This is a genomic window from Amycolatopsis oliviviridis (assembly GCF_014654365.1).
GTDB classification, from domain to species: Bacteria; Actinomycetota; Actinomycetes; order Mycobacteriales; family Pseudonocardiaceae; genus Amycolatopsis; species Amycolatopsis oliviviridis.
Window position 1 is genome coordinate 157,110 of sequence record NZ_BNAY01000007.1, and the last position, 25,257, is coordinate 182,366.

Annotated in this window: 23 protein-coding genes; 18 read left to right on the forward strand and 5 right to left on the reverse strand. The window is 69.0% G+C overall.

Translation table 11 applies throughout. The annotated features are described in order from the left end of the window. Positions 1–12: 12 nt before the first annotated feature. Positions 13–1,287: a wax ester/triacylglycerol synthase family O-acyltransferase gene (locus IE302_RS28655; RefSeq protein WP_229907977.1), complete on the reverse strand. Its 1,275-nt coding sequence runs from the start codon at positions 1,285–1,287 to the stop codon at positions 13–15. Between the two features lie 266 nt (positions 1,288–1,553). Between IE302_RS28655 and IE302_RS28660 the strand changes: the two genes are divergently transcribed. Then, complete coding sequence (locus IE302_RS28660) at positions 1,554–2,063, forward strand: DinB family protein (RefSeq protein WP_191257539.1); 510 nt, start codon at positions 1,554–1,556, stop codon at positions 2,061–2,063. On the opposite strand, the gene IE302_RS28665 is transcribed toward IE302_RS28660, so the two are convergent. Together IE302_RS28665 and IE302_RS28670 are read right to left on the reverse strand one after the other, a co-directional pair. Beyond that, positions 2,050–2,835 carry a DUF1295 domain-containing protein gene (locus tag IE302_RS28665; RefSeq protein WP_191257540.1) on the reverse strand — a complete coding sequence of 262 codons (786 nt, stop codon included), beginning with the start codon at positions 2,833–2,835 and terminating at the stop codon, positions 2,050–2,052. The genes IE302_RS28660 and IE302_RS28665 overlap by 14 nt on opposite strands. After that, complete coding sequence (locus IE302_RS28670; protein WP_191257541.1) at positions 2,835–4,106, reverse strand: SAM-dependent methyltransferase; 1,272 nt, start codon at positions 4,104–4,106, stop codon at positions 2,835–2,837. The genes IE302_RS28665 and IE302_RS28670 overlap by 1 nt, the downstream gene beginning before the upstream one ends. Before the next feature lie 30 nt (positions 4,107–4,136). On the opposite strand from IE302_RS28670, the gene IE302_RS28675 reads away from it, so the two are divergent. The 11 genes from IE302_RS28675 (at position 4,137) to IE302_RS28725 (ending at position 13,351) form a co-directional block, all read left to right on the forward strand. Continuing rightward, the gene (locus tag IE302_RS28675; RefSeq protein WP_444541946.1) at positions 4,137–5,471 is read left to right on the forward strand and encodes an NAD(P)/FAD-dependent oxidoreductase; all 1,335 of its coding nucleotides are present in this window, start codon (positions 4,137–4,139) and stop codon (positions 5,469–5,471) included. Continuing rightward, positions 5,465–6,205: a DUF1365 domain-containing protein gene (locus tag IE302_RS28680; RefSeq protein ID WP_191257542.1), complete on the forward strand. Its 741-nt coding sequence runs from the start codon at positions 5,465–5,467 to the stop codon at positions 6,203–6,205. The genes IE302_RS28675 and IE302_RS28680 overlap by 7 nt, the downstream gene beginning before the upstream one ends. Continuing rightward, the gene (sigK, locus tag IE302_RS28685; protein ID WP_191257543.1) at positions 6,198–6,809 is read left to right on the forward strand and encodes an ECF RNA polymerase sigma factor SigK; all 612 of its coding nucleotides are present in this window, start codon (positions 6,198–6,200) and stop codon (positions 6,807–6,809) included. The genes IE302_RS28680 and sigK overlap by 8 nt, the downstream gene beginning before the upstream one ends. Then, positions 6,806–7,576: an anti-sigma factor gene (locus IE302_RS28690; RefSeq protein WP_191257544.1), complete on the forward strand. Its 771-nt coding sequence runs from the start codon at positions 6,806–6,808 to the stop codon at positions 7,574–7,576. The genes sigK and IE302_RS28690 overlap by 4 nt, the downstream gene beginning before the upstream one ends. Before the next feature lie 250 nt (positions 7,577–7,826). Next, entirely contained in the window at positions 7,827–9,149 is a 1,323-nt protein-coding gene (ftsZ, locus tag IE302_RS28695; protein WP_191257545.1) for a cell division protein FtsZ, read from the forward strand. An 83-nt stretch (positions 9,150–9,232) separates the two neighbouring features. Beyond that, the gene (gene pgeF, locus IE302_RS28700) at positions 9,233–9,940 is read left to right on the forward strand and encodes a peptidoglycan editing factor PgeF (RefSeq protein ID WP_191257546.1); all 708 of its coding nucleotides are present in this window, start codon (positions 9,233–9,235) and stop codon (positions 9,938–9,940) included. Further along, positions 9,937–10,668, forward strand: coding sequence for a YggS family pyridoxal phosphate-dependent enzyme (locus tag IE302_RS28705; protein WP_191257547.1), 732 nt, complete (start codon positions 9,937–9,939; stop codon positions 10,666–10,668). The genes pgeF and IE302_RS28705 overlap by 4 nt, the downstream gene beginning before the upstream one ends. A gap of 82 nt (positions 10,669–10,750) precedes the next feature. Next, complete coding sequence (locus IE302_RS28710; RefSeq protein ID WP_191257548.1) at positions 10,751–11,350, forward strand: cell division protein SepF; 600 nt, start codon at positions 10,751–10,753, stop codon at positions 11,348–11,350. 114 nt (positions 11,351–11,464) lie between these two features. Then, a complete protein-coding gene (locus IE302_RS28715) occupies positions 11,465–11,740 on the forward strand; it encodes a YggT family protein (protein WP_005155180.1) in 276 nt (91 codons plus the stop codon). Between the two features lie 54 nt (positions 11,741–11,794). Then, positions 11,795–12,658 carry a DivIVA-like cell division protein Wag31 gene (gene wag31, locus IE302_RS28720; protein WP_005155178.1) on the forward strand — a complete coding sequence of 288 codons (864 nt, stop codon included), beginning with the start codon at positions 11,795–11,797 and terminating at the stop codon, positions 12,656–12,658. A gap of 96 nt (positions 12,659–12,754) precedes the next feature. Further along, positions 12,755–13,351, forward strand: a complete 597-nt coding sequence (locus tag IE302_RS28725; protein WP_191257549.1) for a cytochrome c-type biogenesis protein — start codon at positions 12,755–12,757, stop codon at positions 13,349–13,351. On the opposite strand, the gene IE302_RS28730 is transcribed toward IE302_RS28725, so the two are convergent. Further along, a complete protein-coding gene (locus IE302_RS28730; RefSeq protein ID WP_191257550.1) occupies positions 13,348–15,165 on the reverse strand; it encodes an FUSC family protein in 1,818 nt (605 codons plus the stop codon). The two genes, IE302_RS28725 and IE302_RS28730, sit on opposite strands and share 4 nt — an antisense overlap. Positions 15,166–15,244: 79 nt before the next feature. Between IE302_RS28730 and IE302_RS28735 the strand changes: the two genes are divergently transcribed. Together IE302_RS28735 and IE302_RS28740 are read left to right on the forward strand one after the other, a co-directional pair. Beyond that, a complete protein-coding gene (locus IE302_RS28735) occupies positions 15,245–15,562 on the forward strand; it encodes a hypothetical protein (protein ID WP_191257551.1) in 318 nt (105 codons plus the stop codon). Between the two features lie 114 nt (positions 15,563–15,676). Next, positions 15,677–16,933 carry an HNH endonuclease signature motif containing protein gene (locus tag IE302_RS28740; RefSeq protein ID WP_191257552.1) on the forward strand — a complete coding sequence of 419 codons (1,257 nt, stop codon included), beginning with the start codon at positions 15,677–15,679 and terminating at the stop codon, positions 16,931–16,933. A gap of 41 nt (positions 16,934–16,974) precedes the next feature. Here IE302_RS28740 and IE302_RS28745 read toward each other — a convergent pair whose 3' ends face one another. Beyond that, positions 16,975–17,526 (reverse strand): hypothetical protein, encoded by a 552-nt coding sequence (locus IE302_RS28745; RefSeq protein WP_229907979.1) that lies wholly within the window; start codon positions 17,524–17,526, stop codon positions 16,975–16,977. A 296-nt stretch (positions 17,527–17,822) separates the two neighbouring features. On the opposite strand from IE302_RS28745, the gene ileS reads away from it, so the two are divergent. From ileS to IE302_RS28765, 4 genes are all read left to right on the forward strand, one after another. Beyond that, complete coding sequence (gene ileS / locus IE302_RS28750) at positions 17,823–20,993, forward strand: isoleucine--tRNA ligase (protein WP_191257553.1); 3,171 nt, start codon at positions 17,823–17,825, stop codon at positions 20,991–20,993. A 211-nt stretch (positions 20,994–21,204) separates the two neighbouring features. Next, positions 21,205–22,809 (forward strand): penicillin-binding transpeptidase domain-containing protein, encoded by a 1,605-nt coding sequence (locus IE302_RS28755; RefSeq protein WP_191257554.1) that lies wholly within the window; start codon positions 21,205–21,207, stop codon positions 22,807–22,809. Between the two features lie 43 nt (positions 22,810–22,852). After that, positions 22,853–23,536 carry an ArsR/SmtB family transcription factor gene (locus tag IE302_RS28760; RefSeq protein ID WP_191257555.1) on the forward strand — a complete coding sequence of 228 codons (684 nt, stop codon included), beginning with the start codon at positions 22,853–22,855 and terminating at the stop codon, positions 23,534–23,536. Positions 23,537–23,647: 111 nt separating this feature from the next. Continuing rightward, complete coding sequence (locus IE302_RS28765; RefSeq protein WP_191257556.1) at positions 23,648–25,126, forward strand: potassium/proton antiporter; 1,479 nt, start codon at positions 23,648–23,650, stop codon at positions 25,124–25,126. Positions 25,127–25,257 lie beyond the last annotated feature (131 nt).

Below are 25,257 nucleotides of genomic sequence, written 5' to 3' on the forward strand. Positions count from 1 at the left end.
CCTTCACGCGCTTCAGTGAGCAGTGTCCAGCAGGCGCGCGGCCGACTTGAGCACGCCGTCCCGCAGCGAGCCCACGTCCGAAACCGCAGCCCCGTTCGCCTGAAGTCCGATGTGGACCGAGTCGCGGTAGGTCGCCACCGCGATGCCGATCGCCTGCCGCGGCGCCAGCGGAACGAACGGGTACACGCCTTCGATCTTCGTCCCGTCGAGGCTGAGGCGGTTGGGCGGCACCGGCACCGTGGTCACCACGAGGTCGAACAGCAGCGGCGCGGCGAGCCCGGCGGCCTTCGAACCGAGCCGGTGCAGCATGGGCGGCATCCGGTCGGCGAGCAGCGGGAACGCGCCGGCGCCCCGGGCCGGGCCCGCGGCCTTGTTCCGGCTCATCTCCCGCTGGACGGCCAGCAGCCGGTCCACCGGATCGTCGAGGCCGACCGGCAGCTCGCAGAGGTAGCCGGACAGCTTGTTGCCGCCGAGTTGCTCGGCGGACCGCCCGCGCACGCTGACCGGGATGAGCGCACGTAGCGTCCGGTCGTCGGCGCGCTGGCCGCGGTTGATCATCCATTCGCGCAGCGCGCCGCTGAGGATTGCCAGCACGACGTCGTTGGCGGTCCCGCCGTGGGCCCGGCGGATCCGCCGGATCTCGCCGGTGTCCAGCCGGACGAAGCCGAGCCGTCGTTCGGTCGACGGCGGCGCGCTGATCGGGGACAGCGGCGAACGGGTCGCGCGGACGACGGAAGAGGCGATCCCGGCGGTCTCCCCGGCCTGGGCCAGGGTGGTGCCGAGAACTTCCTTGACCGCGTCCACAGGGGAGCGTGGGGCCGGTGGCTCGGCACCACTGTGCGTGCGCTTCGTCACCCGCGGGAGGCCGTCGAGCAGCCCCACGGCGACGGCGTACGCGCCCGCCCCGTCGGTGAGCGCGTGGTGCAGTTTCAGCAGCAACGCGAACTCGCCGTCCGGCAGGCCGGTGACGAGATGCAAGTCCCACAAGGGTTTTCCGGTGTCGAGCGGCCGTCCCATCCAGCGCGACGCGTAGGCGGAGAGTGGGTCCGGTTCGTACAGGGAGCTCAGGTGGTGATGTGAAATATGTTCACTGGCAACGAAATCCGGGTCCTCGGCCCAGATGGCGGCGCCGGGCGGGAACAGCGCGGTGCGAGGGCGCTGACGCAGCTTCGGGAGCAGCGCGGCACGTTCGGCGAGCAGCGCGGTCAGCTTGCGCGCGTGCACCTGCCCGTGCGGGCGGAAGGTGACCACCGCGCCCATGTGCATGGGCGTCGTTTCGCTTTCCATGCAAAGGAAAGCGACATCGAGTGCGCTCAGCTGGGGGCCTGGCATCAGTGACCTTTCTCGGTACTCCGGCGATGGCTACAACTGCACCAGCCTGACATGACGGGCGGGTGGTCGTCATGTTTCGGGGGCGCTAACTACCGCTGCTTTCACTCGAACGATGGGATCACGTTCGGACATGGACCACGGCTCTGCGGCAGATGGTGGACAGCGTGCCCGGCGGTATCTCGATGGCGGATCATCGGCGGAAACCGGCAGACTGCACGACCATGACCGAAGAACCCCAGCGTCCCGAACCGCCGCTCACCGGCGACGAGCGCACCCAGCTGAACGGCTTTCTCGACTTCCTCCGCGCCACCGTGGTGTGGAAGTGCTCCGGCCTCACCGACGAGCAGGCCCGGCGGCCGCTCGTGCCCAGCGAGCTGACCACCGTCGCCGGTCTGCTCGGGCATCTGACCCTGGTCGAGCAGTACTGGTTCAACGTCGTGCTCAACGGCCAGGAGGACGTCTGGAAGGAAACCCTCGAAGCCGATCCCGACGCCGAGTTCCGGGTCGCCATGCAGACCCCGATCGAGCAGCTGATCGCCGCCTACGAGGCCGAGTGCGAGCGGAGCCGCAAGATCGTCGCGGGGATGGGCCTGGACGACAAGGTCCCCTTCCGCGGGGATCGCGAGGTCAACGTCCGGTTCGTGGTCGCGCACATGGTCGAGGAGACCGGCAGGCACGCCGGCCACCTCGACCTGCTGCGCGAAATGATCGACGGTCTCACCGGGGAGTGAGGCGGCGAGGGGGCAGCGGGAAGAACCCGCTGGTCCGCTCGACGTACGTCGCGTATCCCGGCCGGGAACGCTGCAAACCCTTCTCCAGCAAAGGTTTTCCGGTTCCCTTGGCCAGCGTGTACGTCATCGCGATCGGCGACAGGATCGTCGCCGCCCCCACCCAGCTCGAACACGCCAGCAGATACAGGCCCCACCACACGCACGCGTCCCCGAAGTAGTTGGGATGCCGGGTGTAGCGCCACAGCCCGCTGTCGAGGACCTTGCCCTTGTTGCCCGGGTCGGCCTTGAAACGGCGCAACTGGTCGTCACCGATCGTCTCGAACCCGAAGCCGACGAGCCACACCGCGACGCCCAGCCACGCCGTCACGCCGAAGGAGTCGCCGTACATCGCGAACTGGACCGGCAGCGAGACGAACCAGAGGACGACCGCTTGGACCAGGTACACCCGGACGAACAGCTTGAGCGCCGGATTCTCCCCGGCGCTCTCTGCCATCCGCACGTAGCGCGGGTCTTCGGGCAGCTTGTGGTTGCGCAGGTGGAGGTGGACGCCGAGGCGCACCCCCCAGACCGCGGTCAGCAGCGCGGTGACCACGCGCAGCGCCGGCGACCCGTCCCCGAGCGGGGCCGCGACCACCGCGACGAGCGCGAAGCCCGGCCCCCACAGCGTGTCGACGGTGTCGTATCGCTTGCGCCACCGGGCGATGCCGAAGGTGACGACGAAGGCCACGAGCGTCGCGCCCGCCGTGACCGCGAGGGTCCCCCCGAGTGGCATCAGGACCACTCCCTGGTGGCGGGCAGCGCGCTCAAGCCCGTGTCGGAGGAGCGGACCGCGAGGATCTGGTCGACGCCCATCCGGTTCTCCTCGAACGCCAGCGCGCCGCCGACCAGGTAGAGCCGCCAGACCCGCGCGCCGGACTCACCGATGAGCGCCACGACGTCGTCCCAGTTGCTCTCCAGCGTTTTCTCCCATGCCCGGACCGTACGCACGTAGTGCTCGCGCAGCGCGTGGACGTCGCGGATCTCGAAACCGGCGGTCTCCAGGTGGCCGAGCGTGCGGCTCACCGGCCGCATCGTCATGTCGGGGGCGATGTAGCGCTCGATGAACGCGCCGCCGCCGGGGGCCACCGCGCCGCGGGACATCTGCTGCAGCACCAGCCGTCCGGTGGGCTTGAGCATCCGGTACAGCGTCCGCGTGTACTCGGGGTAGTTCTCCTCTCCGACGTGTTCGCCCATCTCGATCGAGGCGACCGCGTCGAACGGCTCGTCGGTCAGCTCTCGGTAGTCCTGCCTGCGGACCTCGACGCGGTCCTCCAGGTCGTGCTGGGCGAGCCGGCCGCGGATGTGCTGCAGCTGTTCCGCCGACAGCGTGATGCCGACGGCCTGGACGCCGTGGTGCTTCGCCGCGTGAACCAGCAGCGAGCCCCAGCCGCAGCCGACGTCGAGCAGCCGCATCCCCGGCCGGAGACCGAGCTTGCGGCAGATCAGTTCGAGTTTGTCCCACTGGGCCTGTTCGAGGTCGTAGCCGTCCTCGTCGGAGGTCCAATACGCGGACGAATAGGCCATCGATTCGTCCATCAGCAGCTGGTAGAAGGCGTTGCCGAGGTCGTAGTGATGCGCGATCGCCGACTTGTCGCGGAGCAGGGTGTGCAGCTTCCCGGACAGCCTGGCCTCTTCGGCGGGCGGCTTGGGCGGCGGCCCGACGACGCCGAGGCCCACCGCGATCCGCAGCGCCTCGGCCCACTCGCGCGGGCCGAGCTTCGCGCCGCGCACGGCACCCGAGCGGGTCAGCGCCCAGATCCGGCGGAATCCGTCGGCGAGGTCGCCTTCGACGTCGAGGTCGCCCGAAACATAGGCCCTGGCCAGGCCCAATTCTCCGGGGGCGTAGAGGAGACGGCGCAGCGCGCGCCGGTTGCGGAGCACCACGGTCGGGGCATCCGGGGGACCGGCGCGTACGCCGTCCCAGGTACGGAGACCGACCGGCAGGGAGCCGCCGAGGAGCCGCTCGACGAACGGCACTAGGCGAGACGCGGGACTGTTCGGCATAGTCGTCATTCGGCCCCGGACAGGAAAAGGATGGGTCGTGTGATGCCCCGGTTCACCCGGTCCAATCCGGCCCGGACCCTGTTCCGAATCCCCTTCGTGCACACCAAGGGTCTACGCATCGGAGTCATCGGCAGCGGCGTGGCTGGCCTCACGGCCGCCTACCTGCTGCAACGCCGCTATGAAGTGCTGCTGTTCGAAGCCGACGACAGGCTGGGCGGGCACGCCCACACTCACGACGTCCCGAGCGCGCACGGCGGCACCGTCGGCGTCGACTCCGGGTTCATCGTGCACAACGAGCGCACCTACCCGAATCTGCTCCGCCTGTTCGGCGAGCTGGGCGTCACCACCCGCGACACCGAGATGTCGATGAGCATCCGCTGCGACGGCTGCGGCCTCCAGTACGCCGGGGCCAAGGGCCTGAAAGGACTGTTCGCCCAGCCGCGCAACCTCGCCCGCGGGCGCTACCTGCGGATGCTCGCCGACGTCAAACGCTTCCACCGGCACGCGAAGCGCGTCCTCGAATCGCCCGAGGCCGGGGACGTCACCCTCGGCGCGTTCCTCGCGATCGGCGGGTACACGAAGTACTTCGTCGACCACTTCATGCTCCCGGTGGTCTCGACGGTCTGGTCGGCCGACCGGACCGACACGCTCCAGTACCCCGCGCGCTACCTGTTCGAGTTCCTGCGCAACCACGGGATGCTGTCGGTCGGCGGGTCCCCGAGGTGGCGCACCGTCGTCGGCGGCTCCCGCGAGTACGTCGACCTCGCCGCCAAACAGCTGACGGCCGTCCACCTGTCGACGCCGGTCCGCTCGGTCAAGCGCACCGGGCGGGGGATCGAGGTCCGCGACGACGCCGACACCCGGCACCGGCTCGACAAGGTCGTCCTGGCCACGCACGCGGACCAGGCGCTGAAGCTGCTCGCGTCGCCGACCGAGGCCGAACGCGACGTCCTCGGCTCGTTCCGGTACTCCAGCAACGAGGCGTGGCTGCACACCGACACCGGGGTGCTCCCGACGGCGGAATCGGCGCGGGCGGGCTGGAACTACGCCACCCCCGCCTGCGGCGCGAACGCGGGCGCGGTCCAGGTCTCCTACGACATGAACCGCCTGATGCGGCTCGACGAGCCGAAGGGCTACGTGGTCACGCTTAACCCCGGCACCGCGCCGGACGACGGTTCGGTGCTGGCCAGGATGACCTACGAACACCCCGTCTACACGCCGGGATCCGTGGCCGCCCAGCGCCGCCTGCCCGAACTCAACGACGGCACGGTCGCCTTCGCCGGCGCGTACCACGGATGGGGGTTCCACGAGGACGGCTGCGCGTCCGGCGTCCGCGCGGCCGAGAACTTCGGGGTGCGATGGTGACCGCCATGGCCGTCCTCTACGACTCGACGGTGGCGCATGTCCGGCGCAACGACCCGCCGATCTCGTTCGCCCACCGTGTCTATCTGTGGTTCGTCGACCTCGACAGGCCGCCGAAGCTGCCGTGGTGGCTCCGGCCCTTCGCCCGCTTCGACTCGCGAGACCACTTCGCATCCGACGACACCTCCAGCATCCGGTCCAAATTGGACCGCTGGCTCGCGGCCCGGGGCGTCGACCTCCGGGGAGGCCGGGTGCTGATGCTCGCCGGCGCGCGGATGCTCGGGCACAACTTCAACCCGATCACCCTCTACTGGTGCCACCGCCCCGACGGCGGACTCGAATGCGTCGTCGCCGAGGTCCACAACACCTACCGCGGCAGGCACGCGTACCTCCTGCGCCCGGACGCGAACGGGAACGCCTTCGCGGACAAGGAGTTCTACGTCTCGCCGTTCCAGTCGATGGACGGCGAGTACCGGATGGAGGTGCCGAAGCCGGAGTCGCTGCTCTCGGTCAAGATCGCCCTCCGCCAGGGCGGGACGACGCCGCTGACCGCGTCACTGCGCGGGGTGCGGCGGCCCGCCACCACCAAGTGGCTGGTGCACCTGCTGATCACCCGTCCGCTCATGCCGCACCGGGTCTCCGCGCTGATCCGGCGGCATGGGATCAGACTGTGGGTGAAGAAGGCGCCGATGACCCCGCGGACGCCGCAGACGGTCGGAGGCAGACTTGATGGATGAATCGGCACGTCCCCGCCGGATGGCGCCCGTTCCCGCACCCGATGGCGAACCGGCCGGCCCGACGGCCGAGGACCTGCTCGTCCGGGTCGCGAAGGGGGACGAGCGGGCCTTCGACGCCTTGTACGACAGGCTCGCCGGGCCGGTCCTCGGCCTGGTGCGCCGGATCCTCCGTGACTCCGCACAGTCCGAAGAGGTCACCCAAGAGGTCATGGTGGAGCTGTGGCGCACGGCCACGCGCTACTCCCCGGAGCGGGGGAGCGCGCTGAACTGGGCCATGACGCTCGCGCACCGCCGTGCGGTCGACCGCGTCCGCTCGGCACGGGCCAGTTCCGACCGCGAGGTCAAGGCGACCTTCGAGGCCGCCCGCGCCCGGCCCTTCGACGAGGTGGCCGAGGCCGTCGCGGCCCGCTGGGAACGTTCGCAGGTGCGGCGGTGCCTGACCAGTCTCACCGAGCTGCAACGGGAATCCGTGCTGCTCGCCTACTACCAGGGCTACACCTATCGCGAGGTCTCAGAGGTGCTGCAGACCCCGCACGGGACCATCAAGACCCGTCTCCGGGACGGCCTGATCAGGCTCCGGGACTGTTTGGGGGTGACGGCATGACCATGCCCGAAATGCACACGCTCACGGGGGCCTACGCCGTCGACGCGCTGTCCGAAATGGAGCGTGCCCAGTTCCAGCGGCACCTCGGGGAGTGCGCCTCGTGCGCCCAGGAGGTCCTCGAACTCCAGATGACCGCGACCCGGCTCGGTGCCGCGCTGGCCGAAGACCCGCCGCCCGAGCTCAAGCACCGGGTGCTCGCGGAGGCGATGGCGACCAGGCAGCTGCCGCCGAAGACGCGCTCCGAAGCCGGAGAGCGTTTCAAGGATCGCCGCCGCGTCCCGCGCTGGGCGATCGCCGCGGTCGCGGCGGCCGTCGTGGGCCTGGCGGGCACCGCCGTGTTCGGCGGCCTCGCCTACCAGAACCACACGGAGCTGACCGCCGCGCGGGAACGGGCCGCGCAGTACGCGGACCGGTACGCGCCGGTCGCCGACGTCCTTTCGGCCGCCGATCTCCGGACCGGGCACGCCGAGACCTCCGCGGGCGGCGGCGGGACCGTGATGATGTCGCGCACGAAGGACCGGCTCGTCTTCATGGCGGCGCAGCTGCCGAAGAACGATCCGGGCCGGACGTACCAGGCCTGGCTGATGTACCCGGGCACCGCGCCCAAGCCCGCCGGGCTCATTTCCGGTGGTCAGGACGGTGCGCTGCTGGTCGCCGAGGGGCTCGGCGGGGCCGAGAAGTTCGCGCTCAGCGTCGAACAGGCGGGCGGATCACCGACCGGATCGCCGTCGAAGGACGTCGTCATGGTCATGTCGATGCCGACCTGATCTTCGCTTTTACCAGGCCGCCGTTCGCCGCTGCGACCGGGTCTCGCTCTTGCGCCCGCGAACATGTTGTGGCAAAACACCTTTGCGACACACGGCGTGGCTACTGGATTCGAGCCAGCCTGGTGCATACCGTCCTGCTTCAACGTCGGCAGTTGACATAACTCTCAATCTGAACTTCAGCTCGAGGGTTCGGCACACGCTCAGCGACCGGCGGGCAGCACGGGCACACACGATCAGGAAGGCGGCCCCGATGACGCCCCCGCACAACTACCTTGCGGTGATCAAGGTCGTCGGTATCGGCGGCGGCGGAGTGAACGCCGTGAACCGCATGATCGAGGTCGGCCTCAAGGGTGTCGAGTTCATCGCGGTGAACACCGACGCTCAGGCACTGCTCATGTCCGACGCCGACGTCAAGCTCGACATCGGCCGGGAACTGACCCGCGGCCTCGGTGCCGGCGCCGCCCCCGAGGTGGGGCAGAAGGCCGCCGAGGACCACCGCGAAGAGATCGAAGAGGTCATCAAGGGCGCCGACATGGTGTTCGTGACCGCGGGTGAGGGTGGTGGCACCGGCACCGGTGGCGCGCCCGTCGTCGCCCAGATCGCGCGGAAGCTCGGCGCGCTGACCATCGGCGTCGTCACCCGCCCGTTCACCTTCGAGGGCAAGCGCCGCAGCAAGCAGGCCGAAGAGGGCATCCAGCAGCTGCGCAACGAATGCGACACCCTCATCGTCATCCCGAACGACCGGCTGCTGCAGCTGGGCGACATCGGCGTCTCGCTGATGGACGCGTTCCGCTCGGCCGACGAGGTGCTGCTTTCGGGTGTCCAGGGCATCACCGACCTGATCACCACGCCGGGTCTGATCAACCTGGACTTCGCCGACGTCAAGAGCGTCATGTCCGGCGCGGGCTCCGCGCTGATGGGCATCGGCTCGGCGCGCGGCGAGGGCCGGGCGATCCAGGCGGCGGAGAAGGCGATCAACTCGCCGCTGCTGGAAGCGTCGATGGACGGGGCGCACGGCGCGCTGCTGTCGATCGCGGGCGGGTCGGACCTCGGCCTGTTCGAGATCAACGAGGCCGCGTCGCTGGTGCAGGAATCCGCGCACCCCGACGCCAACATCATCTTCGGGACGATCATCGACGACTCGCTCGGCGACGAGGTCCGGGTCACCGTGATCGCGGCCGGTTTCGACGCCGGCACGCCGACCCACAAGAAGCTCGACCCGTCGACGTTCGGTTCCCGTGCGAACTCGACCGCGTCCGCCCAGGCAGGCCAGGTCAACGGCGGCGGGGCGACGCCGGTGCAGAGCCCGCCCTCGGGTGCCACGCCGGTCCCGTCGACCGGTTCCAACGGCTACCCGGTCGCGCCGCCGCGCACGCACTCGCCGATGCCGCCCGCCCGCAACGAGGGCAACGGCTCGCTGTCCGGCGGGCTCCCGCAGCCCGGCGGCGGCTCGCGCGGCTACTCGCCGATCGGGTCGAACTCGACCCACGGCAGCCTGCCCGGTCGCGCCACCCCGGTGCACGACGACCCGTCGGACGACGAGGTGGACGTGCCGCCCTTCATGCGGAGGTAGCTCGCCAGTACGTTCCGTGAAGGCCTCCTTGACTACCTTGAAGGTAGTGAAGGGGGCCTTCACTCAGGTCTAGGAGGAAACGCGTGCGGGTACGGCGGGTTGTCACGACAAGGGCGGGCGGGGCTTCCCGGCCGCCTTACGACACCTTCAACCTCGGTGATCACGTCGGTGACGACGCGGGCGACGTCTACGCCAACCGCAAACGTCTCGCCACCGAACTCGGCCTCACCGAGAACAGGCTGGCATGGATGGAGCAGGTCCACGGCCGCACCGCCACCGTCGTCGACGGCTCGGAGACCTCCGCCGCCGAAGCGACTGACGCGCTCGTGACCGCCCAGGCGGGTCTCGCGCTCGTGGTGCTCGTCGCCGACTGCGTGCCCCTGTTGCTGGCCGACGCCGAAGCCGGTGTCGTCGCCGCCGTCCACGCGGGCCGCGTCGGCGCCAGGGTCGGCGTCGTCCCCGCCGCGGTCGAGGCGATGCGCTCGCTCGGCGCCGAACCGGCCAGGACCGAAGCGCTGCTCGGGCCCGCGATCTGCGGAGACTGCTACGAAGTCCCGGCCGACATGGCCGCCGACGTCGAGAAGCACGTTCCCGGCAGCGCCTGCAAAACCCGGAAAGGCACGCCGGGGCTCGACCTGCGCGCCGGTCTCTGGCGGCAACTGGCCGACCTCGGCGTCGGCAAGATCGGCGTCGATCCGCGCTGTACCAACGAAGACAAGACACTGTTCAGCTTCCGCCGCGACGGCACCACCGGCCGGATCGCGGGGATCACCTGGCTGGACGCGTCGTGAGTGACGCTCGCAAGGGGGAACTTGCGGCCTCTCTTGCCGAAGTGGAAAAGCGGATCATGGCCGCGTGCGAAGCGGCAGGCCGGGCACGCGACGAGGTCAAACTGCTCGCGGTCACCAAGACCTTCCCGGCACTCGACGCCGCGCTGCTCGCCGACCTCGGCGCGCTCGACCTCGCCGAGAACCGCGATCAAGAGGCGGGGGCCAAGGCCGAAGAGGTCGCCGTCCTGCGCCCGGACGCCCGTATCCGCTGGCATATGGTCGGCAGCCTGCAGCGGAACAAGGCCAAATCGGTCGTGCGCTGGGCCGACGAGGTCCAGTCCGTCGATTCCGAGCGCCTGGCCGACGCGCTCGCGAAAGCCACCAGGTCGGCGCTCGATTCCGGGCAACGTGATCACCCGTTGGACGTCCTCATTCAAGTAAGTCTCGACGACGATCCGAAACGCGGGGGCACTCGGGTGAGCGAAATAGGCCGGCTGGCGGAGCGGATAGCCCATGTGGGTGATATACGCCTCCGAGGGCTTATGGCGGTCGCTCCGTTGGGTATAGACCCCGCAGAGGCGTTCGAGAAGCTTGCTCGCGCGTCGGAGCGTCTACGGGACGACCACCCAAATGCCCGTGAGATCTCCGCCGGAATGAGCAATGATCTCGAGCAGGCGATCGCGCACGGCTCGACCTGTGTGCGTGTCGGAACCGCGTTGCTCGGTGGACGCGGTTTAGCCTCGCCTTAGGGAATACCGTCTCGTCGTTACGGGGAGTGGCGGCGAGGGCGGGGGAGCACGGTGCGGGACGCGGCTAAGGCTAGGGAGAGGCATGAGCGCGCTGCAGAAGCTGAAGGCCTACTTCGGGATGGTGCCCGCGGACGAAGACGGCTATGACGTCGAAGAGGACTACCGGCGAGGCTACGCCGAAGACGAGTACGACTACGACGACGAGCCGCCGGCCCGGTCACGGGGAGGACGTTACCGGGACGTTGACGACACTTATGACGAGCCCGCGCCCCGGCCTCGGTCACGCTCCGTGGCCAGTCCGGAGCCTGCGGTTCACGGCGCACTGGCGATGGATCGTCAGCCGGAGCCGGTCGCGCGGCTGCGTCCGGTCACCGAGCCGGTCCGTCCGGCCGTCCGTGACCCGTTGAGCCGGATCACGACCCTGCACCCGACGAGCTACGCCGAGGCGCGCGCGATCGGGGAGCACTACCGGGAGGGCATCCCGGTGATCATGAACCTCACGGAGATGGAGAACGCGGACGCGAAGCGTCTCGTCGACTTCGCCGCGGGGCTCGCTTTCGCGTTGCGCGGGTCGATGGACAAGGTCACCAACAAGGTGTTCCTTCTCTCACCGCCCGATGTGGACGTCACCGCGGAGGACCGTCGGCGGATTGCCGAAGGCGGATTGTTCCTGCGCGGCTGATCACCCGGTGACCGCTGGGCGCAGCCGGATGTGATTTTGTCGACTCATCGGCATCTCGGGCCCGTCAACTGCGTCTTTTGACGCGGGACATGGCAGAGTGGTTACGTGAATGCTGTGTTGCTGGTCGTCTGGTACGTGCTGTTCGCCTTCTGGCTCCTGCTGACGGCACGGATCGTCGTCGAACTCGTGCGTGCTTTCGCTCGCGAGTGGCGTCCTGCCGGAGGGGTTGCGGTAACGCTCGAGACCATCTACACAGTGACCGACCCTCCGGTTCGTCTGTTCAGACGAATCATCCCGACCGTACGAATCGGCGGCGTCGGACTGGACTTATCGATTATGGTGCTGCTGTTGGTTGTGTTCTTTGCGATGCAGCTGGCAACGCCAGGGTGATTTTCGGGGAAACCCCGGTGGACCTGCAGGCCATGGAGTGCGTGAGGTGATCTGATGTCGTTGACCCCCGCTGACGTGCATAACGTCGCGTTCAGCAAGCCGCCCATAGGCAAAAGGGGCTACAACGAGGACGAGGTGGACGCGTTCCTCGACCTGGTGGAGACCGAGCTTGCCCGGTTGATCGAGGACAACAACGAGCTGCGGCAGCAGGTCGAGCAGCTCGACAACGAGCTCGAGACCACCCGTGGTGAGCTCGAGAACGCCAAGGCCGGCGCCGTCGGCCCGCCGCCGCAGGTACGCGACGAGCCGTCGCGCCGCCTGGCGCCGGTGCCGCCGCCGCAGTCGGCGATGGAGCAGACCCAGGCCCACTCGATGGTGCCGGACAACGGGGAGCCCAACGTCCAGGCCGCGAAGGTGCTCGGGCTGGCCCAGGAAATGGCGGACAGGCTCACCGCCGAGGCGAAGACCGAGTCGGACGGCATGCTCGCCGAAGCCCGGACCAAGTCCGAGCAGCTGCTGTCGGACGCGCGGTCGAAGTCGGACTCGATGGTCAACGAGGCGCGCACCCGCGCCGAGACCATGCTGAACGACGCGCGGACCCGTGCCGAGACCTTGGAGCGCCAGGCGCGCGACAAGGCGACGACCATGGAGCGCGAGGCTCAGCGCAAGTACACCGAGACCATGAACAACATGAACGCGGAGAAGGGCTCGCTGGGCAAGAAGATCGAAGAGCTGCGCACGATCGAGCGGGAGTACCGCACGAGGCTGCGCGGGTTCCTCGAGTCCCAGCTGCGTGAGCTCGACGACCGCGGCTCGGCCGCTCCCGCGTCGGCGTCCTCGACGAACTCGGGGCAGCCGGCGTCGTCCTCGGGCGGCGGACAGGGCTACTCGTTCGGCCCCCGGGCCGAAGCGGGCTGATTTTTTCACCGGCCCGAGTTTCTACTCAGTGGAACGGCCTCGGCACTCTCCGGAGGGTCGGGGCCGTTTCGCTTGCCGCTCGTGTTGTAATTCACCGTGCTCTACATCGTCCTGGTACTGGTACTGGCGGCTCTGGGGCTGCTCGTCGCGGCGCTCATCACCGCGAACTCCCTGTGGGCCTGGATCTCCATCGGTCTTTCCGTCGTCGCCGGGTTGCTGCTCGTCTTCGACTGGCTGCGCCGCCGGAAGAAGCGCGCGGCGGAGGCCGACGCCGACTCCGAGCAGACCGACGCCGAAGACGCGGAGGAAGCCGACGATTCGACTCCGGCCGAAGAGAGTGGCGCGGACGACGAGAAAAAATCCGAGGACGCCGAGCAGACCGTCCTGATGCCCGCCGCGGGTGAACTCGACGGCACCGAAGAGGCGGCGGAGCCGCAGCGCACCGGTGATCCCGGCGAGGAGAAGAGCGATCCCGAGGACGTGGCGATCGTCTCCGAACTGGAGACCGAGGTGGTCGTCGTCGACGAGTACCCGCGCTATCACGTGACCTCATGCGCGTGGCTCGAATCGCGGGACACGATCCCGCTCGGCATCGGCGAGGCGCGGCAGCTCGGGTTCACCCCGTGCGCGCTGTGCACGCCCGACGCCGAGGTCGCCGGGCAGCACCGCGACAAGACCAAGGCTGACAGCTAAGCGTTCTTGAGCGCCTGAGCCGCTTCGCCGACCGCGACCACGTCGGCGGCGATCGTGTCGAGCACCAGGCGCTGTTCCTCGTCGGCGTCGCGCGGCGCCGGGATCTCCGCGGCCTCTTCGGTTCCGAGCGTGCGGGCCGCCTCGTCGACGGCTTCCGCCGCGTCGGCCGTTCCGGGCCGCAGCAGAAGCGATGACGCCGTGACGGACAGGCCTCGCAAGGCCTCGGCGGCTCTCTCCAGCGCGTCCCGCTGGCCGGGCGCGGGTTCCTTCGTGCCCGGCTCCGCGCCGAGCAGGCCGTGCTGCGCGATAGCGGCGTCACGGAACTCGCGGCCGAGTGTCCGCGGGTCGACGTCCTCGCCGCGTAGTTTCCTGCCCACCGAGCCGAGTAGCGCCCGGGTGGCACCGACGGCGCTCTCGAACCGTTCCGCCGGGCCGGGTTTAGGGACGCCGGGGATCGCGGCGAAACCGAACAGCAGGGCGATGGCGCCGGCGAGGACCATCAGGAGCAGGTACTCGACGAGCACGTAACGCGGGTCCAGATGCCTGGTGGTCGCGTTCATGCCGACCGACATCAGGACCATGCAGCCGTTGAACACCGCCGGCCGCGTTTGCATGAACGAGAACCCGCCCAGCAGCGCGACGAGCCCGATCGGCAGCAGAAACCCTTGCGGCAGAAGCCAAAGGACGAGGGTGAGCACGACAGCGCCGCCGAGCGAACCGCCGATGCGCTGCCAGGCCTTGCCGAGGCTGTCCCGCCATTCCGGCTGCATGATGGCGAAAGTGCCGAGCAGGAACGACACGGTGAGCGGGTCGCCGGGCCGGAAACTCGCGACCACGAGCGCCAGCGCCAGCCCGAGCCCACAGCGGAGCGCGTGCCGGAACTGCGGTGACTGCCAGGAAAACGCGCCACTCAGCTCGATCCGGCGCAGTTCCTTCCGGAGTCCTTTCGGGACATCCACACGCGACTCGTCACGTTCGGTCGCCGCGGTCCGGATGGTTTCGAGAGAATCCCAGAGCGCGGTGACGAGCCTGGCCGTCGCGCCGGGCAGCCCGGCGGGTTCCTCGCGCCGCACCGGTTCGACGTCATTCGGCGCTGTCGCGCTTCGGACGGCCTCGGCGAGCCTGACGGCCTCTTCCTTGGCCGCGTCGAGCGTTTCGCCGATTTCGGCGTGGCTCAGCCGTTTCCGCCGGACCTCCAGCAACCCGGTGGCCGCGCGGTAGCGGAACATGCCGCCGAGAACCCTGCCGGTCCAGCGCCGTGGCCGGTCCGCGAGCCACAGCTTCGCCGCGCGCTCCTGCGTTTCGGAGGCACTCGACGCGAGCGCGTCGGCCAGCGCGTCCCTGGTCGGCTTGGACGGATCCTTCGCGCCCATCAGCACCCGCAGCAGGAGCACGACCCCCACCGCGAGCGCGGGCGCGCCCAGGATCTGCCCCGCCGACGCCGTCCCCGTCAGCTGGAAGCCGTACCCGAACAACGACGCCATCCCGAGTCCCAGCCCGACCGTGACGAACCGCGCCCCGAGCACGGGCAGCAGCCCGGCGAGGACCACGATCACCACCAGCAGCCCGATCGCCGCCCACTGCGACACCGCCCCCAGCAGCCGCGGCACCCCGACCGCGAGGATCAGCGCGGGCGCGAACCACGCCAGCAACCGCAGGTCCGCCCACAGCGGCCCGCCGACCGCCGCCATGAGACAGAAGAGCGCCGTGAGCGCCGCCAGCACGGCCGCGTTGCCCAGTCCCAGCAGGAATCCGAGCCCGCTGACGCCGCCGAGGACCACCAGCAGGACGACGAGGAGGCCGGGCCCTTTCATCGGGCCCCGTAGATCGACATACCGTCAACCTAGATGCGGCGGCGGGGACGGCAACTCGGGCCTTAGTACGTTGCGGTCCATGTCAGAGTCCAAAGCCCCTGATCACGGCGAAGACGCTGGTCCGCCGCGCCGCACCGCCAAGCGCGTCATCGGCGGCATCGTCCTGATCCTTTTCGCGGGCGCCCTGTTGTTCGGCGGGATCCAGGCGCTCGTCGATCCGGACGCTGTCCTCGCCCGCTCATCGAGGACACCGCGCAGCGCGGACACCGAGGCCGAGGCGAAGATCGGTGGTCTGCTGCTCTGTTCTTTCGGGCTCACGGTGCTGTTCTACGGGGTTTTCCTGTTGAGGAAGAAGAATCCCTCCGAGGGTTCTCCGTTCGGCAAAGCTCCTGAGTGAATCGTAGACGATCACCGTGGGTTGTCGAGTCGGGTGGCGCACTGACCCCTTGAATTTGCCTATAGTCTGAATATCCTATAGAACAGGTGTTCGACTTCGGGTAGCGTCGATTCCGTGGCCAGCGACAGCGCATCCCAGACGACGCCCACCGAGTGGTGGCGTGTCGACACGGCTGCGCTGCATGCCCGCAAGCAGGAACTGGAAGTCCTGAAGCGTCAGCTGGATGCCGAGCAGAACGCGATCCTCGCGGAAATCAACATCCGCGGTGTGCGTGGTTGTTCCGGTCATTCGACGTTGGCGGCGATGATTTGCGAGGACTTCCATGTGACGGAGAAGGAGGCCAAAGACCGTGCTGATCGGGTGCTGGCTTTGTATCCCGGTCCGTCTGTAGGCGGAGATCCTGTTCCGCCTTTGGCGCCTCTGACTGCTGGGGCTTCGGCGGAGGGGGCGATCGGTGGTTCGCAGATCGACGCCATCATCCGCACTCTCGCCCGTATCCCGTCTTTCGTGCCGGAAGAGGAGGTGCGGGGTGGGGAGAAGATCCTGGTCGGTCTGGCTCGTCACGCCGGGCCGCGTGCTATCGCCCGAGCCGGACGGCGGCTCCTGGACAAGCTCGACCCCGACGGAAAAGAGCCCCGCGACGAGGATCCCAAAGATGTCCGTCCGGAACTGCGGTTCGTCAAACACCGCGACGGAACCCTCGGCCTGAAGGGCACCCTGGACCTGGAAACGTATGCCCGGTTGAAGTCCGACCTGGATCCGATGGCCAAACCGCACAAGGCCATCGACGGAGTCCGCGATTCTCGCACTCAAGACGAACGCTACGGGGATGCCTTCATCGACTACGTTCGCTTGAAGACCACGAGCCGCAATTTGCCCGGCCAGGCCGGTGAAGCGACCCACATCTTGGTGACCATGTCCTATGAGGATCTGATCAACGATCTCGGCGAAGCACACCTGGATCTGGTGGGGCCGATCAGCGCGACCGATGCCCGGATCCTGGCCTGCGATGCCCGCGTCCGACCAGGTGTCCTCGGCACCGCGGGCGAACCCCTCGATATCGGCCGCTCGAAACGCACCGTTTCATTGGCCCAGAAGTACGCACTCACGATCCGCGACGGTGGCTGCGCGTTCCCGGGTTGCGATATGCCGGTGCCGCGTTGTACGGCTCACCACATCGTTTTCTGGCGGCACCATGGCGAAACGAAGATCGATAATCTCGTGCTCTTATGCGCGAAGCATCACCGGTTGATCCATCACAGCGAGTGGAAAGTCCGTATCGCCCAGGACGGCCTGCCGGAGTTCACCGCCCCTGCCTACCTCGACCCCAGCGGGGAGCCGAGGCGCAACACGATGCACCTCAGGACATAGGCCGACTCGCGATCTGTATAACGACCTACACGGCTGCGTTTTCAGAAGCCGACGTGGCGGATTTGTCGCGCCGTGTTCCATGGGGTGCGGTCGAGAGCAACGAGATCAGTGAAGGCGAGGACCGATTCGTCGAGTCGCTGGAAGAGCAAGCCGCCCTCGTGGGTCTCCTCCAGTTCACCCGCCACCAGCGCCAGCGGCCATGCCCCGATCCGGAAGTGAACTTCAGCCAGGAAGTGCTGGTCGAGGAAGACAGCCACATGCTCGATCGGGCCGGTGGGCAACTCGGGAAAGGACCTCCAACGATAGATTCCATCCCAGCGGCCGCCGTCGTGCGAGTTGTCCGACGAGCGGCCGCGGAGGCCGAATCCATCGTCGTCCTGGTAGGTGTCGATCTCCACCTCGCTGCCGTCGTCCAGGCAAGCCCGAAGCCAATACAGCTGAAGGCAAGGAATATCGGGATCGGCGAATCGCGGGCCGGATCCAGCCACGTCCTCCCACAGGGCCATCTCCACGCCGGTCCACCTGTCGACCCGCCTGCCGCGCAGCGCGGTGAAGTTCCGGGCCTGTCCGGCCAGCCAGTCGTCTCGCGGCATATCCGCAGTATCGCCGAGACCCCGGATGACCGGGTGACAACCCGGTTGCCCCCGCGCGCTACCCTTGACTCAACTGGCACCGATCCGGCCATCACCGGGGAGCCTCCGGAAGAACAGGGCCCGCGCCCCCAGTAGAACCGGACGGGTACGGCCCGTCACAGCCGTCGAATGAGCGGCCCAGCCGGAACACCACCGGCCGGGCAAGCGGGGTGGTACCGCGGAACGCGCCGGGAACGGCCGTCTCGTCCCCGTGTGGGTGGAAGCCCGTACGAGACGAACCGCGAGGAGCACCGAAGATGTATCCCAAGGCACAGGTGGACGGCGAGACCGGCGTCCCGTCCCAGCCTTCGTTCCCCGAGTCGGAAAAGCGCGTCCTCGCGTACTGGGAGTCCGACCGGACCTTCCAGGCCTCCATCGACGCCCGCGACCCCGGCGTCAACGGCTCGAACGAGTACGTCTTCTACGACGGCCCGCCGTTCGCCAACGGTCTCCCGCACTACGGTCACCTGCTCACCGGGTACGTGAAGGACCTGGTGCCGCGTTACCAGACCATGAAGGGCAAGCGCGTCGAGCGCCGCTTCGGCTGGGACACCCACGGCCTGCCCGCCGAACTCGAGGCCATGCGCCAGCTCGGGATCACCGAGAAGTCCGAGATCGACGCGATGGGCATCGACGTCTTCAACGACGCCTGCCGCGAGTCCGTGCTGCGCTACACCGGCGAATGGCAGGACTACGTCACCCGCCAGGCCCGCTGGGTCGACTTCGACAACGACTACAAGACGCTCGACCTGTCCTACATGGAGTCGGTCATCTGGGCGTTCAAGCAGCTGTGGGACAAGGGCCTCGTCTACGAGGGCTACCGCGTCCTGCCCTACTGCTGGCGCGACGAGACCCCGCTGTCCAACCACGAGCTGCGCATGGACGACGACGTCTACGCCAGCCGCCAGGACCCGGCCGTCACGGTCGGTTTCCGCCTGGAGGGCAACGACAACGAGCTCGACGGCACCTATCTGCTGATCTGGACCACGACCCCGTGGACGCTGCCGTCCAACCTCGCGACCGCGGTGCACCCCGACGTGCGTTACGTCGTGGTGGAATCCGAGGCGCAGGAGGGCAAGCGGTTCCTGCTCGCCGAAGCGCGCGTCGCGTCCTACGCCCGTGAGCTGGGCGAGGAGCCGACGGTCGTCGGGCACTACACCGGGACCGAACTGCTCGGAACCCGTTACGCCCCACCGTTCCCGTACTTCGCCGGGCACGAGAACGCGCACCGCGTGCTGTCCGCGGACTACGTGACCACCGAGGACGGCACCGGTGTCGTCCACATCGCGCCCGCCTACGGTGAAGAGGACAAGGTCGTCACCGACGCGGTGGGCATCGTCCCGGTCACGCCGGTCGACGCGCAGGGCAAGTTCGACGCGACCGTCCCGGACTACGCGGGCCAGCAGGTGTTCGACGCCAACCCGAACATCATCAAGGATCTCAAGAACGGCACCGGTTCCGCCGGCCGTCAGGGCGCGGTGCTGCTGCGCCACGAGACCTACGAGCACCCGTACCCGCACTGCTGGCGCTGCCGGAACCCGCTGATCTACCGCGCCGTCTCGTCGTGGTTCGTCGCGGTGACCGAGTTCAAGGACCGGATGGTCGAGCTGAACCAGCAGATCACCTGGTACCCGGAGAACGTCAAGGACGGCCAGTTCGGCAAGTGGCTGGAGAACGCCCGCGACTGGTCGGTCTCCCGCAACCGGTACTTCGGCACGCCGATCCCGGTGTGGCAGTCCGACGACCCGGCGTACCCGCGCACGGACGTCTACGGCTCGCTCGACGACCTTGAGCGCGACTTCGGTGTCCGGCTGGAGAACCTGCACCGGCCCTTCATCGACGAGCTGACCCGGCCCAACCCGGACGACCCGACCGGGAAGTCCACCATGCGCCGGATCGAGGACGTGTTCGACGTCTGGTTCGACTCGGGCTCGATGCCGTACGCCCAGGTGCACTACCCGTTCGAGAACACCGAGTGGTTCGAGCACCACTACCCGGGCGACTTCATCGTCGAGTACATCGGGCAGACCCGCGGCTGGTTCTACCTGCTGCACGTGCTGGCGACCGCTTTGTTCGACCGGCCGGCGTTCCGCACCTGCATCTCGCACGGGATCGTGCTCGGCTCGGACGGCCAGAAGATGTCCAAGTCGCTGCGCAACTACCCGGACGTCAACGAGGTCTTCGACCGCGACGGCTCCGACGCGATGCGCTGGTACCTGATGGCGAGCCCGATCCTGCGCGGCGGGAACCTGGTCGTCACCGACAAGGGCATCCGCGACGCCGTCCGCCAGGCCGTGCTGCCGCTGTGGAACTCGTACTACTTCCTCGCGCTCTACGCGAACGCCGAGGGCGTGGAAGGCCAGTGGCGCACGGATTCGAAGCACGTCCTCGACCGGTACGTGCTGGCGAAGACGCACGAACTGGTGACCGACGTCGAGCACGCGCTCGACACCTACGACGTCGCCGGTGCCTGCTCGACCGTCCGTGACTTCCTCGAGGTGCTGACGAACTGGTACGTGCGCCGGTCGCGCGACCGGTTCTGGGCGGGCGAGCAGGACGCGATCGACACCCTGCACACCGTGCTGGAGGTGACGTCGCGGGTGGTGGCGCCGCTGCTGCCGCTGACCACCGAGGTCGTGTGGCGCGGGCTGACCGGCGGCCGTTCGGTGCACCTGGCCGACTGGCCGAACGCGCTCGACCTGCCCGCCGACGCGGCGCTGGTGACGGCGATGGACCGGGTGCGCCAGGTGGCGTCTTCGGCGCTTTCGCTGCGGAAGTCGAACAAGCTGCGGGTGCGGCTGCCGCTGGCCAAGCTGGTCGTCGCCGCGCACGAGGCCGACTCGCTGCGCGAGTTCACCGACATCCTGCGCGACGAGGTCAACGTCAAGTCCGTCGAGCTGACCACGGATGTCGCCGCGCACGGCGGTTTCGAGGTCGCGGTGAACGCCCGCGCGGCCGGGCCGCGGCTGGGCAAGGACGTCCAGACGGTGATCAAGGCCGTCAAGGCGGGCGAGTGGACGACGTCGGAGAGCGGCGCCGTCGTGGCCGCCGGCATCGAGCTCGTCGAAGGCGAGTACGACCGGCGTCTGGTCGCCAAGGGTGGCGGCGCGGCCGCGGAACTGCCCGGCGGCGCCGGACTGGTCCTGCTCGACACCGAGGTGACCGACGAGCTGGCGGCCGAGGGCCTGGCCCGCGACCTGGTCCGGGTCGTGCAGCAGGCCCGCCGTGACGCCGGGCTCGACGTCGCCGACCGGATCGCGCTGACGGTGGACGCGCCGGAAGACGTGGTCACGGCCGCGAAGACGCACGAGGAGTTCATCGCTTCGGAGACGCTGGCGACTTCGGTGGCCTACGGCGATGTCGCCGACGGCTCGGCCGGGACGGTCGGGGAGGGCACGAAGGTGACCGTGGCGGTCGCCAAGGCCTGACCTCGCAAGTGACATGAAAGGCCCCTTCATTGCAAATTTTGCGATGAAGGGGCCTTTCATTGCATCCGCGAGGTCCCGATCACCGGGATCACGAAACGGATTCGGAATAGTCGCTTTCTCGCCGCCCTCCCGCCTTGCGCGGGCGAAATCGGCAGGCTGACGCCCGGGGGCGCGCGCGAGGGGCGCGCGCCGTATGGGGGAGAGCGAATCCATGAGTCCTGCCCGGAAAAGAGGGATCCTGATCGGCGCCGCGCTGGCGGTCGTCGCCATCGTGGTGGCGGGGGTGGTGCTGCTGGTCAGGGAGGATCAGGCGCCCGCCGCCGCGGGCGGCCCGGGGGAGCCCACCGGGAGCGCGAGCGAAAGCCCCGCCCAGGTCGCCGCCCGGTTCCTGCGGCAGTTCGACACCGGTGACCTGACCGGTGCGCCGGTCGACGACCCGGCGGCGGCCACCGCCGCCCTGTCCGCGACGCGCGGCGCGCTCGGCGCGGCGCCGGTCAAGACGACCTTGGGCGAGGTCCCGACCACGGCGGGGGACGCGCCCACGACGTCGGCCACCTTCCACGCCGCGTGGAGTTTCCCGGGCGACAGCGTCTGGCGGTACGAAGGCAAGCTGGAGCTGGTCCGCAACTCCGGGAAATGGGTGGTCCGCTGGGCGATGTCGGTGATCCACCCGAAGCTCGAAGCCGGTCAGCAGCTCTCCCTCGCCCGCGCCACGGCCAAGCCGGTCGTGGCCGACAGGGACGGCAAAGCCCTCGTCGGCGGTGACGCGGCCGGTGTCGCGCCGCTCCTGCAGGGAGCGCTGTCCACGGTCGCGTCCGGGCAGAACGGCGGCACCGGGACCCCGGCCACCGTCACCGTTTCCCGCGTCGACGCGGCCGGCAAACCGGTCGAAACGCTGTTCGGGCAGGCCACAGAGACCGACGAACCGCTGGTCTCGACCTTGAGCGTGGCCTCCCAGACCGCCGCGCAGAAAGCCGTCGACGGATTCAAGGGGCCGGCGATCATCGTCGCGATGAAGACTTCGGGCGAACTCCTGGCGGTCGCGCAGAACGGCGCGGCCGGGAACCAGCCGAAGGCGCTCAGCGGCCTGTACTCGCCGGGTTCGGCCTTCAAGATCGCCACGGCGACGGCGGCGTTGCAGCAGGGCGGGGTCTCCGCCGACGCGCCGGTCGCCTGTCCGGGCAGCGAGCAGATCGGGACCCGCACGCTCAAGAACGAGAACGGGTTCGACCTGGGGACCGTCTCGCTGAAGACCGCGTTCGCCGCGTCGTGCAACACGACCTTCGGGCGGCTCGCCGGGCAGCTGCCCGCGGACGGCCTCGCGAAGTCGGCGACGCAGCTCGGCCTCAACGCGGACTTCGAGATCCCCGGGCTGGCCACCGAGACCGGGAAGGTCGAACCGTCGAGCAGCGGTGACGAGAAGGTCGAAGCCGGCATCGGACAGGGAAGGGTGCAGGTCAGCCCGCTGGGCGCGGCGCTCATGGCGGCCACGGTCGCCGCCGGGAAGCCGGTGGTGCCGAAGCTGTGGCAGGGGCTGGAGACCAAGGTCAACGCCGGTTACCAGGCCCCGCCCGCCGGGGTGCTCAACCAGGTCCGGGCGATGATGCGCGAGGTCTGCACGACGGGGACCGCGAAGGCGTTGAAGAGCAGCGGTGCCGTCTTCGGGAAGACAGGGACCGCGCAGTTCGGCTCGGGCGCCGACGCCAACGGCTGGTTCGTCGGCTATCGCGGGGACGTCGCTTTCGCCGTCCTGCTCGAAGGATCCAACGACTCCGGACCCGCGGTCGGACTGGCGGCGAAGTTCCTGGCGGGCTGACGTTTCGGCTCCCGCCGAACCGTGGGTCTTCTACGGTGAACGCATGGAAACGATCGCCTTGGCCGAGGTCGCGGCCGTGCTCGCCGACCCGAGCCGCGCGTCGATGTGCCTCGCGCTGCTCGACGGGCGCGCCTGGACGGTGACCGAACTGGCCGGGGCGGCCGAGGTCGCGACGTCGACGGCGAGTGAACACGTGACGAAGCTGACCGACGCGGGGTTCGTCGTGCGGGTCAAACAGGGGCGGCACAGCTACGTCCGGATCGCCGACCCCCGGGTGGCCGAGCTGATCGAGCATCTGGCGCAGCACGCCGAACACCGCCCGGTGAAGGGATTGCGCTCGTCGGTCCGGGTGAAGCGGCTCGAGTTCGCCCGGACCTGCTACGACCACCTCGCCGGCACGGTCGGCGTCGCGCTGCGGGACGGGATGCTCGCCACCGGGCTGATCGACGAGGCCGACGGCCTGACCCTGACCGCTCGCGGCCGTGAGGTGCTCGGCGGGCTCGGGGTGGAGATCGCCGACGGTCGCCGCCCGATGTTGCGTGACTGTCTCGATTGGACAGTGCGCCGTGATCATTTGGCGGGCCGCGTCCCCGCGGCGTTACTGTCTCACGCAGTGAGCGCCGGCTGGCTGTCCCGTGAGGGCAACCGCGCGGTGAAAGTCCTGCCCGCGGCCGGAAAACCGTTCGCGGACCTCGGTGTCGACCTGATGGCCCTGCGCAGTCCGTAAAGGACAGTCTGTAACACAGGCCAACCGGACGGTTTTCGACCGGTACACGATCGAGTGACGACCGCCGCCTCACTATTCTGGAGCCCTCACGGCGACCGGACGGGAGGCGACATGGAGCAGCTCCCGCTCATCCTCGGCACCGGCGGTGCCGTGCTTCTCGTCGCCGTGATCGCCGTCCGGGTGTCGATCCGGGTCGGCCTGCCCTCGCTGCTGCTGTACCTGGGGATGGGGGTCCTGCTCGGCGAAGCCGGGTTCGGCATCCACTACGACAACCCCGAACTCACCCAGTCGCTCGGCCTCGCCGCACTCGTGATGATCCTGTCCGAAGGTGGCCTCACCACCCGGTGGACGGCCGTGAAACCCTCGCTGGGCATCGGGATCGCACTGTCCACAGTGGCCGTGGCGGTGAGCATCGCGGTCACCGGCGCCGCCCTGCACTGGCTGCTGAACCTGGACTGGCGGATGGCGTTGCTCTGGGGCGCGGTGCTGGCCTCGACCGACGCCGCCGCGGTCTTTTCGGTGCTGAGATCGGCGGGCATCGGGAAACGGCTCGTCGGCGCGCTGGAGATCGAGTCGGGGATCAACGACGCCCCGGCCTACATCGCCGTCGTCGTCCTGGCCGAGGGCACGACCGTGGACTGGTCGCTGCCGTTGCTGGTGGTCTACGAACTCGCGGCGGGCCTGGTGATCGGCCTGGCCTTCGGCTGGATCGGGGCGCAGGCGCTGAGACGGGCCGCGCTCCCGGCGACCGGCCTGTACCCGCTGGCCACGATGGCGGTCTGCGTCGTGGCGTATTCGAGCGGGCAGCTCGCCCACGCGTCCGGTCTGCTGGCCACCTACGTCGCGGCGCTCGTGCTGGGGAACTCCAAGCTGCCGCACCGTTCGGACACGCTGTCCTTCGCCGAAGGGCTCGGCTGGCTCGCGCAGATCGGGCTGTTCGTGCTGCTGGGACTGTTCGCCTCGCCGAGCAGGATCTTCGAAAGCCTGGTCCAGGGCCTGGTCGCGGGCGCGGTCGTGCTGTTGCTGGCCCGGCCGCTGTCGGTGCTGCTGTCGGCGCTGCCGTTCAAGATCCCCTGGCGAGAACAGGTGTTCCTGTCCTGGGCCGGGCTGCGCGGGGCGGTCCCGATCGTGCTCGCGCTGATCCCGCTGTCCTCCGGCGTTCCCGGCGCTCAGGAGCTGGTCGACGCCGTGTTCGTGCTGGTCATCGTGCTGACGCTGCTCCAGGGCGCGACGCTGACCCCGCTCGCCAAGGCGCTCGGGCTGGCCCAGCACGCCGAGGCGCACGAGATCGACGTCGACTCCGCGCCGCTCGACGAGATGGGCGCGGAACTCCTGCAGGTCCGGATCAACGCCGGGTCCAAGATGCACGGCGTCTACCTGGCCGAACTGCGGCTGCCGGTGGGGGCGACGATCAGCCTCCTCGTCCGCGACGGGGCCGGCTTCACGCCCAACAAGAACACCCGGCTCCAGGAACGCGATCAGTTACTGGTCGTGACCACCTCCGGCGCCCGTGACGCGGCCGAACGACGGCTTCGCGCCGTCGACCGCGCCGGTCGCCTCGCCAGGTGGAAGGGCGAATCCGGCCAGTAGGTCACGAACCGGCACCAGCTGTTCGTCGGTTTATCTCTGAAAATTCTTCCCTTTTGTACTCCTTTTGGATTACTTTCCCCGCAATCGACTCCATCGAATGGGTGAGTGTCACGGGGTAAGGAGTACGCAAG

Excerpts from the sequence above, each read along its gene's own strand:
- IE302_RS28670 (WP_191257541.1), bottom strand. The coding sequence starts at position 4,106 with ATGCCGAACAGTCCCGCGTCTCGCCTAGTGCCGTTCGTCGAGCGGCTC.
- sigK (WP_191257543.1), top strand. The coding sequence starts at position 6,198 with ATGGATGAATCGGCACGTCCCCGCCGGATGGCGCCCGTTCCCGCACCC.
- ileS (WP_191257553.1), top strand. The coding sequence starts at position 17,823 with ATGTATCCCAAGGCACAGGTGGACGGCGAGACCGGCGTCCCGTCCCAG.
- IE302_RS28710 (WP_191257548.1), top strand. The coding sequence starts at position 10,751 with ATGAGCGCGCTGCAGAAGCTGAAGGCCTACTTCGGGATGGTGCCCGCG.
- IE302_RS28745 (WP_229907979.1), bottom strand. The coding sequence starts at position 17,526 with ATGCCGCGAGACGACTGGCTGGCCGGACAGGCCCGGAACTTCACCGCG.
- IE302_RS28760 (WP_191257555.1), top strand. The coding sequence starts at position 22,853 with ATGGAAACGATCGCCTTGGCCGAGGTCGCGGCCGTGCTCGCCGACCCG.
- ftsZ (WP_191257545.1), top strand. The coding sequence starts at position 7,827 with ATGACGCCCCCGCACAACTACCTTGCGGTGATCAAGGTCGTCGGTATC.
- IE302_RS28660 (WP_191257539.1), top strand. The coding sequence starts at position 1,554 with ATGACCGAAGAACCCCAGCGTCCCGAACCGCCGCTCACCGGCGACGAG.
- IE302_RS28655 (WP_229907977.1), bottom strand. The coding sequence starts at position 1,287 with ATGGAAAGCGAAACGACGCCCATGCACATGGGCGCGGTGGTCACCTTC.
- IE302_RS28680 (WP_191257542.1), top strand. The coding sequence starts at position 5,465 with ATGGTGACCGCCATGGCCGTCCTCTACGACTCGACGGTGGCGCATGTC.
- IE302_RS28675 (WP_444541946.1), top strand. The coding sequence starts at position 4,137 with ATGGGTCGTGTGATGCCCCGGTTCACCCGGTCCAATCCGGCCCGGACC.
- IE302_RS28735 (WP_191257551.1), top strand. The coding sequence starts at position 15,245 with ATGTCAGAGTCCAAAGCCCCTGATCACGGCGAAGACGCTGGTCCGCCG.
- IE302_RS28665 (WP_191257540.1), bottom strand. The coding sequence starts at position 2,835 with ATGCCACTCGGGGGGACCCTCGCGGTCACGGCGGGCGCGACGCTCGTG.
- IE302_RS28730 (WP_191257550.1), bottom strand. The coding sequence starts at position 15,165 with ATGAAAGGGCCCGGCCTCCTCGTCGTCCTGCTGGTGGTCCTCGGCGGC.
- IE302_RS28765 (WP_191257556.1), top strand. The coding sequence starts at position 23,648 with ATGGAGCAGCTCCCGCTCATCCTCGGCACCGGCGGTGCCGTGCTTCTC.
- IE302_RS28690 (WP_191257544.1), top strand. The coding sequence starts at position 6,806 with ATGACCATGCCCGAAATGCACACGCTCACGGGGGCCTACGCCGTCGAC.
- wag31 (WP_005155178.1), top strand. The coding sequence starts at position 11,795 with ATGTCGTTGACCCCCGCTGACGTGCATAACGTCGCGTTCAGCAAGCCG.
- IE302_RS28755 (WP_191257554.1), top strand. The coding sequence starts at position 21,205 with ATGAGTCCTGCCCGGAAAAGAGGGATCCTGATCGGCGCCGCGCTGGCG.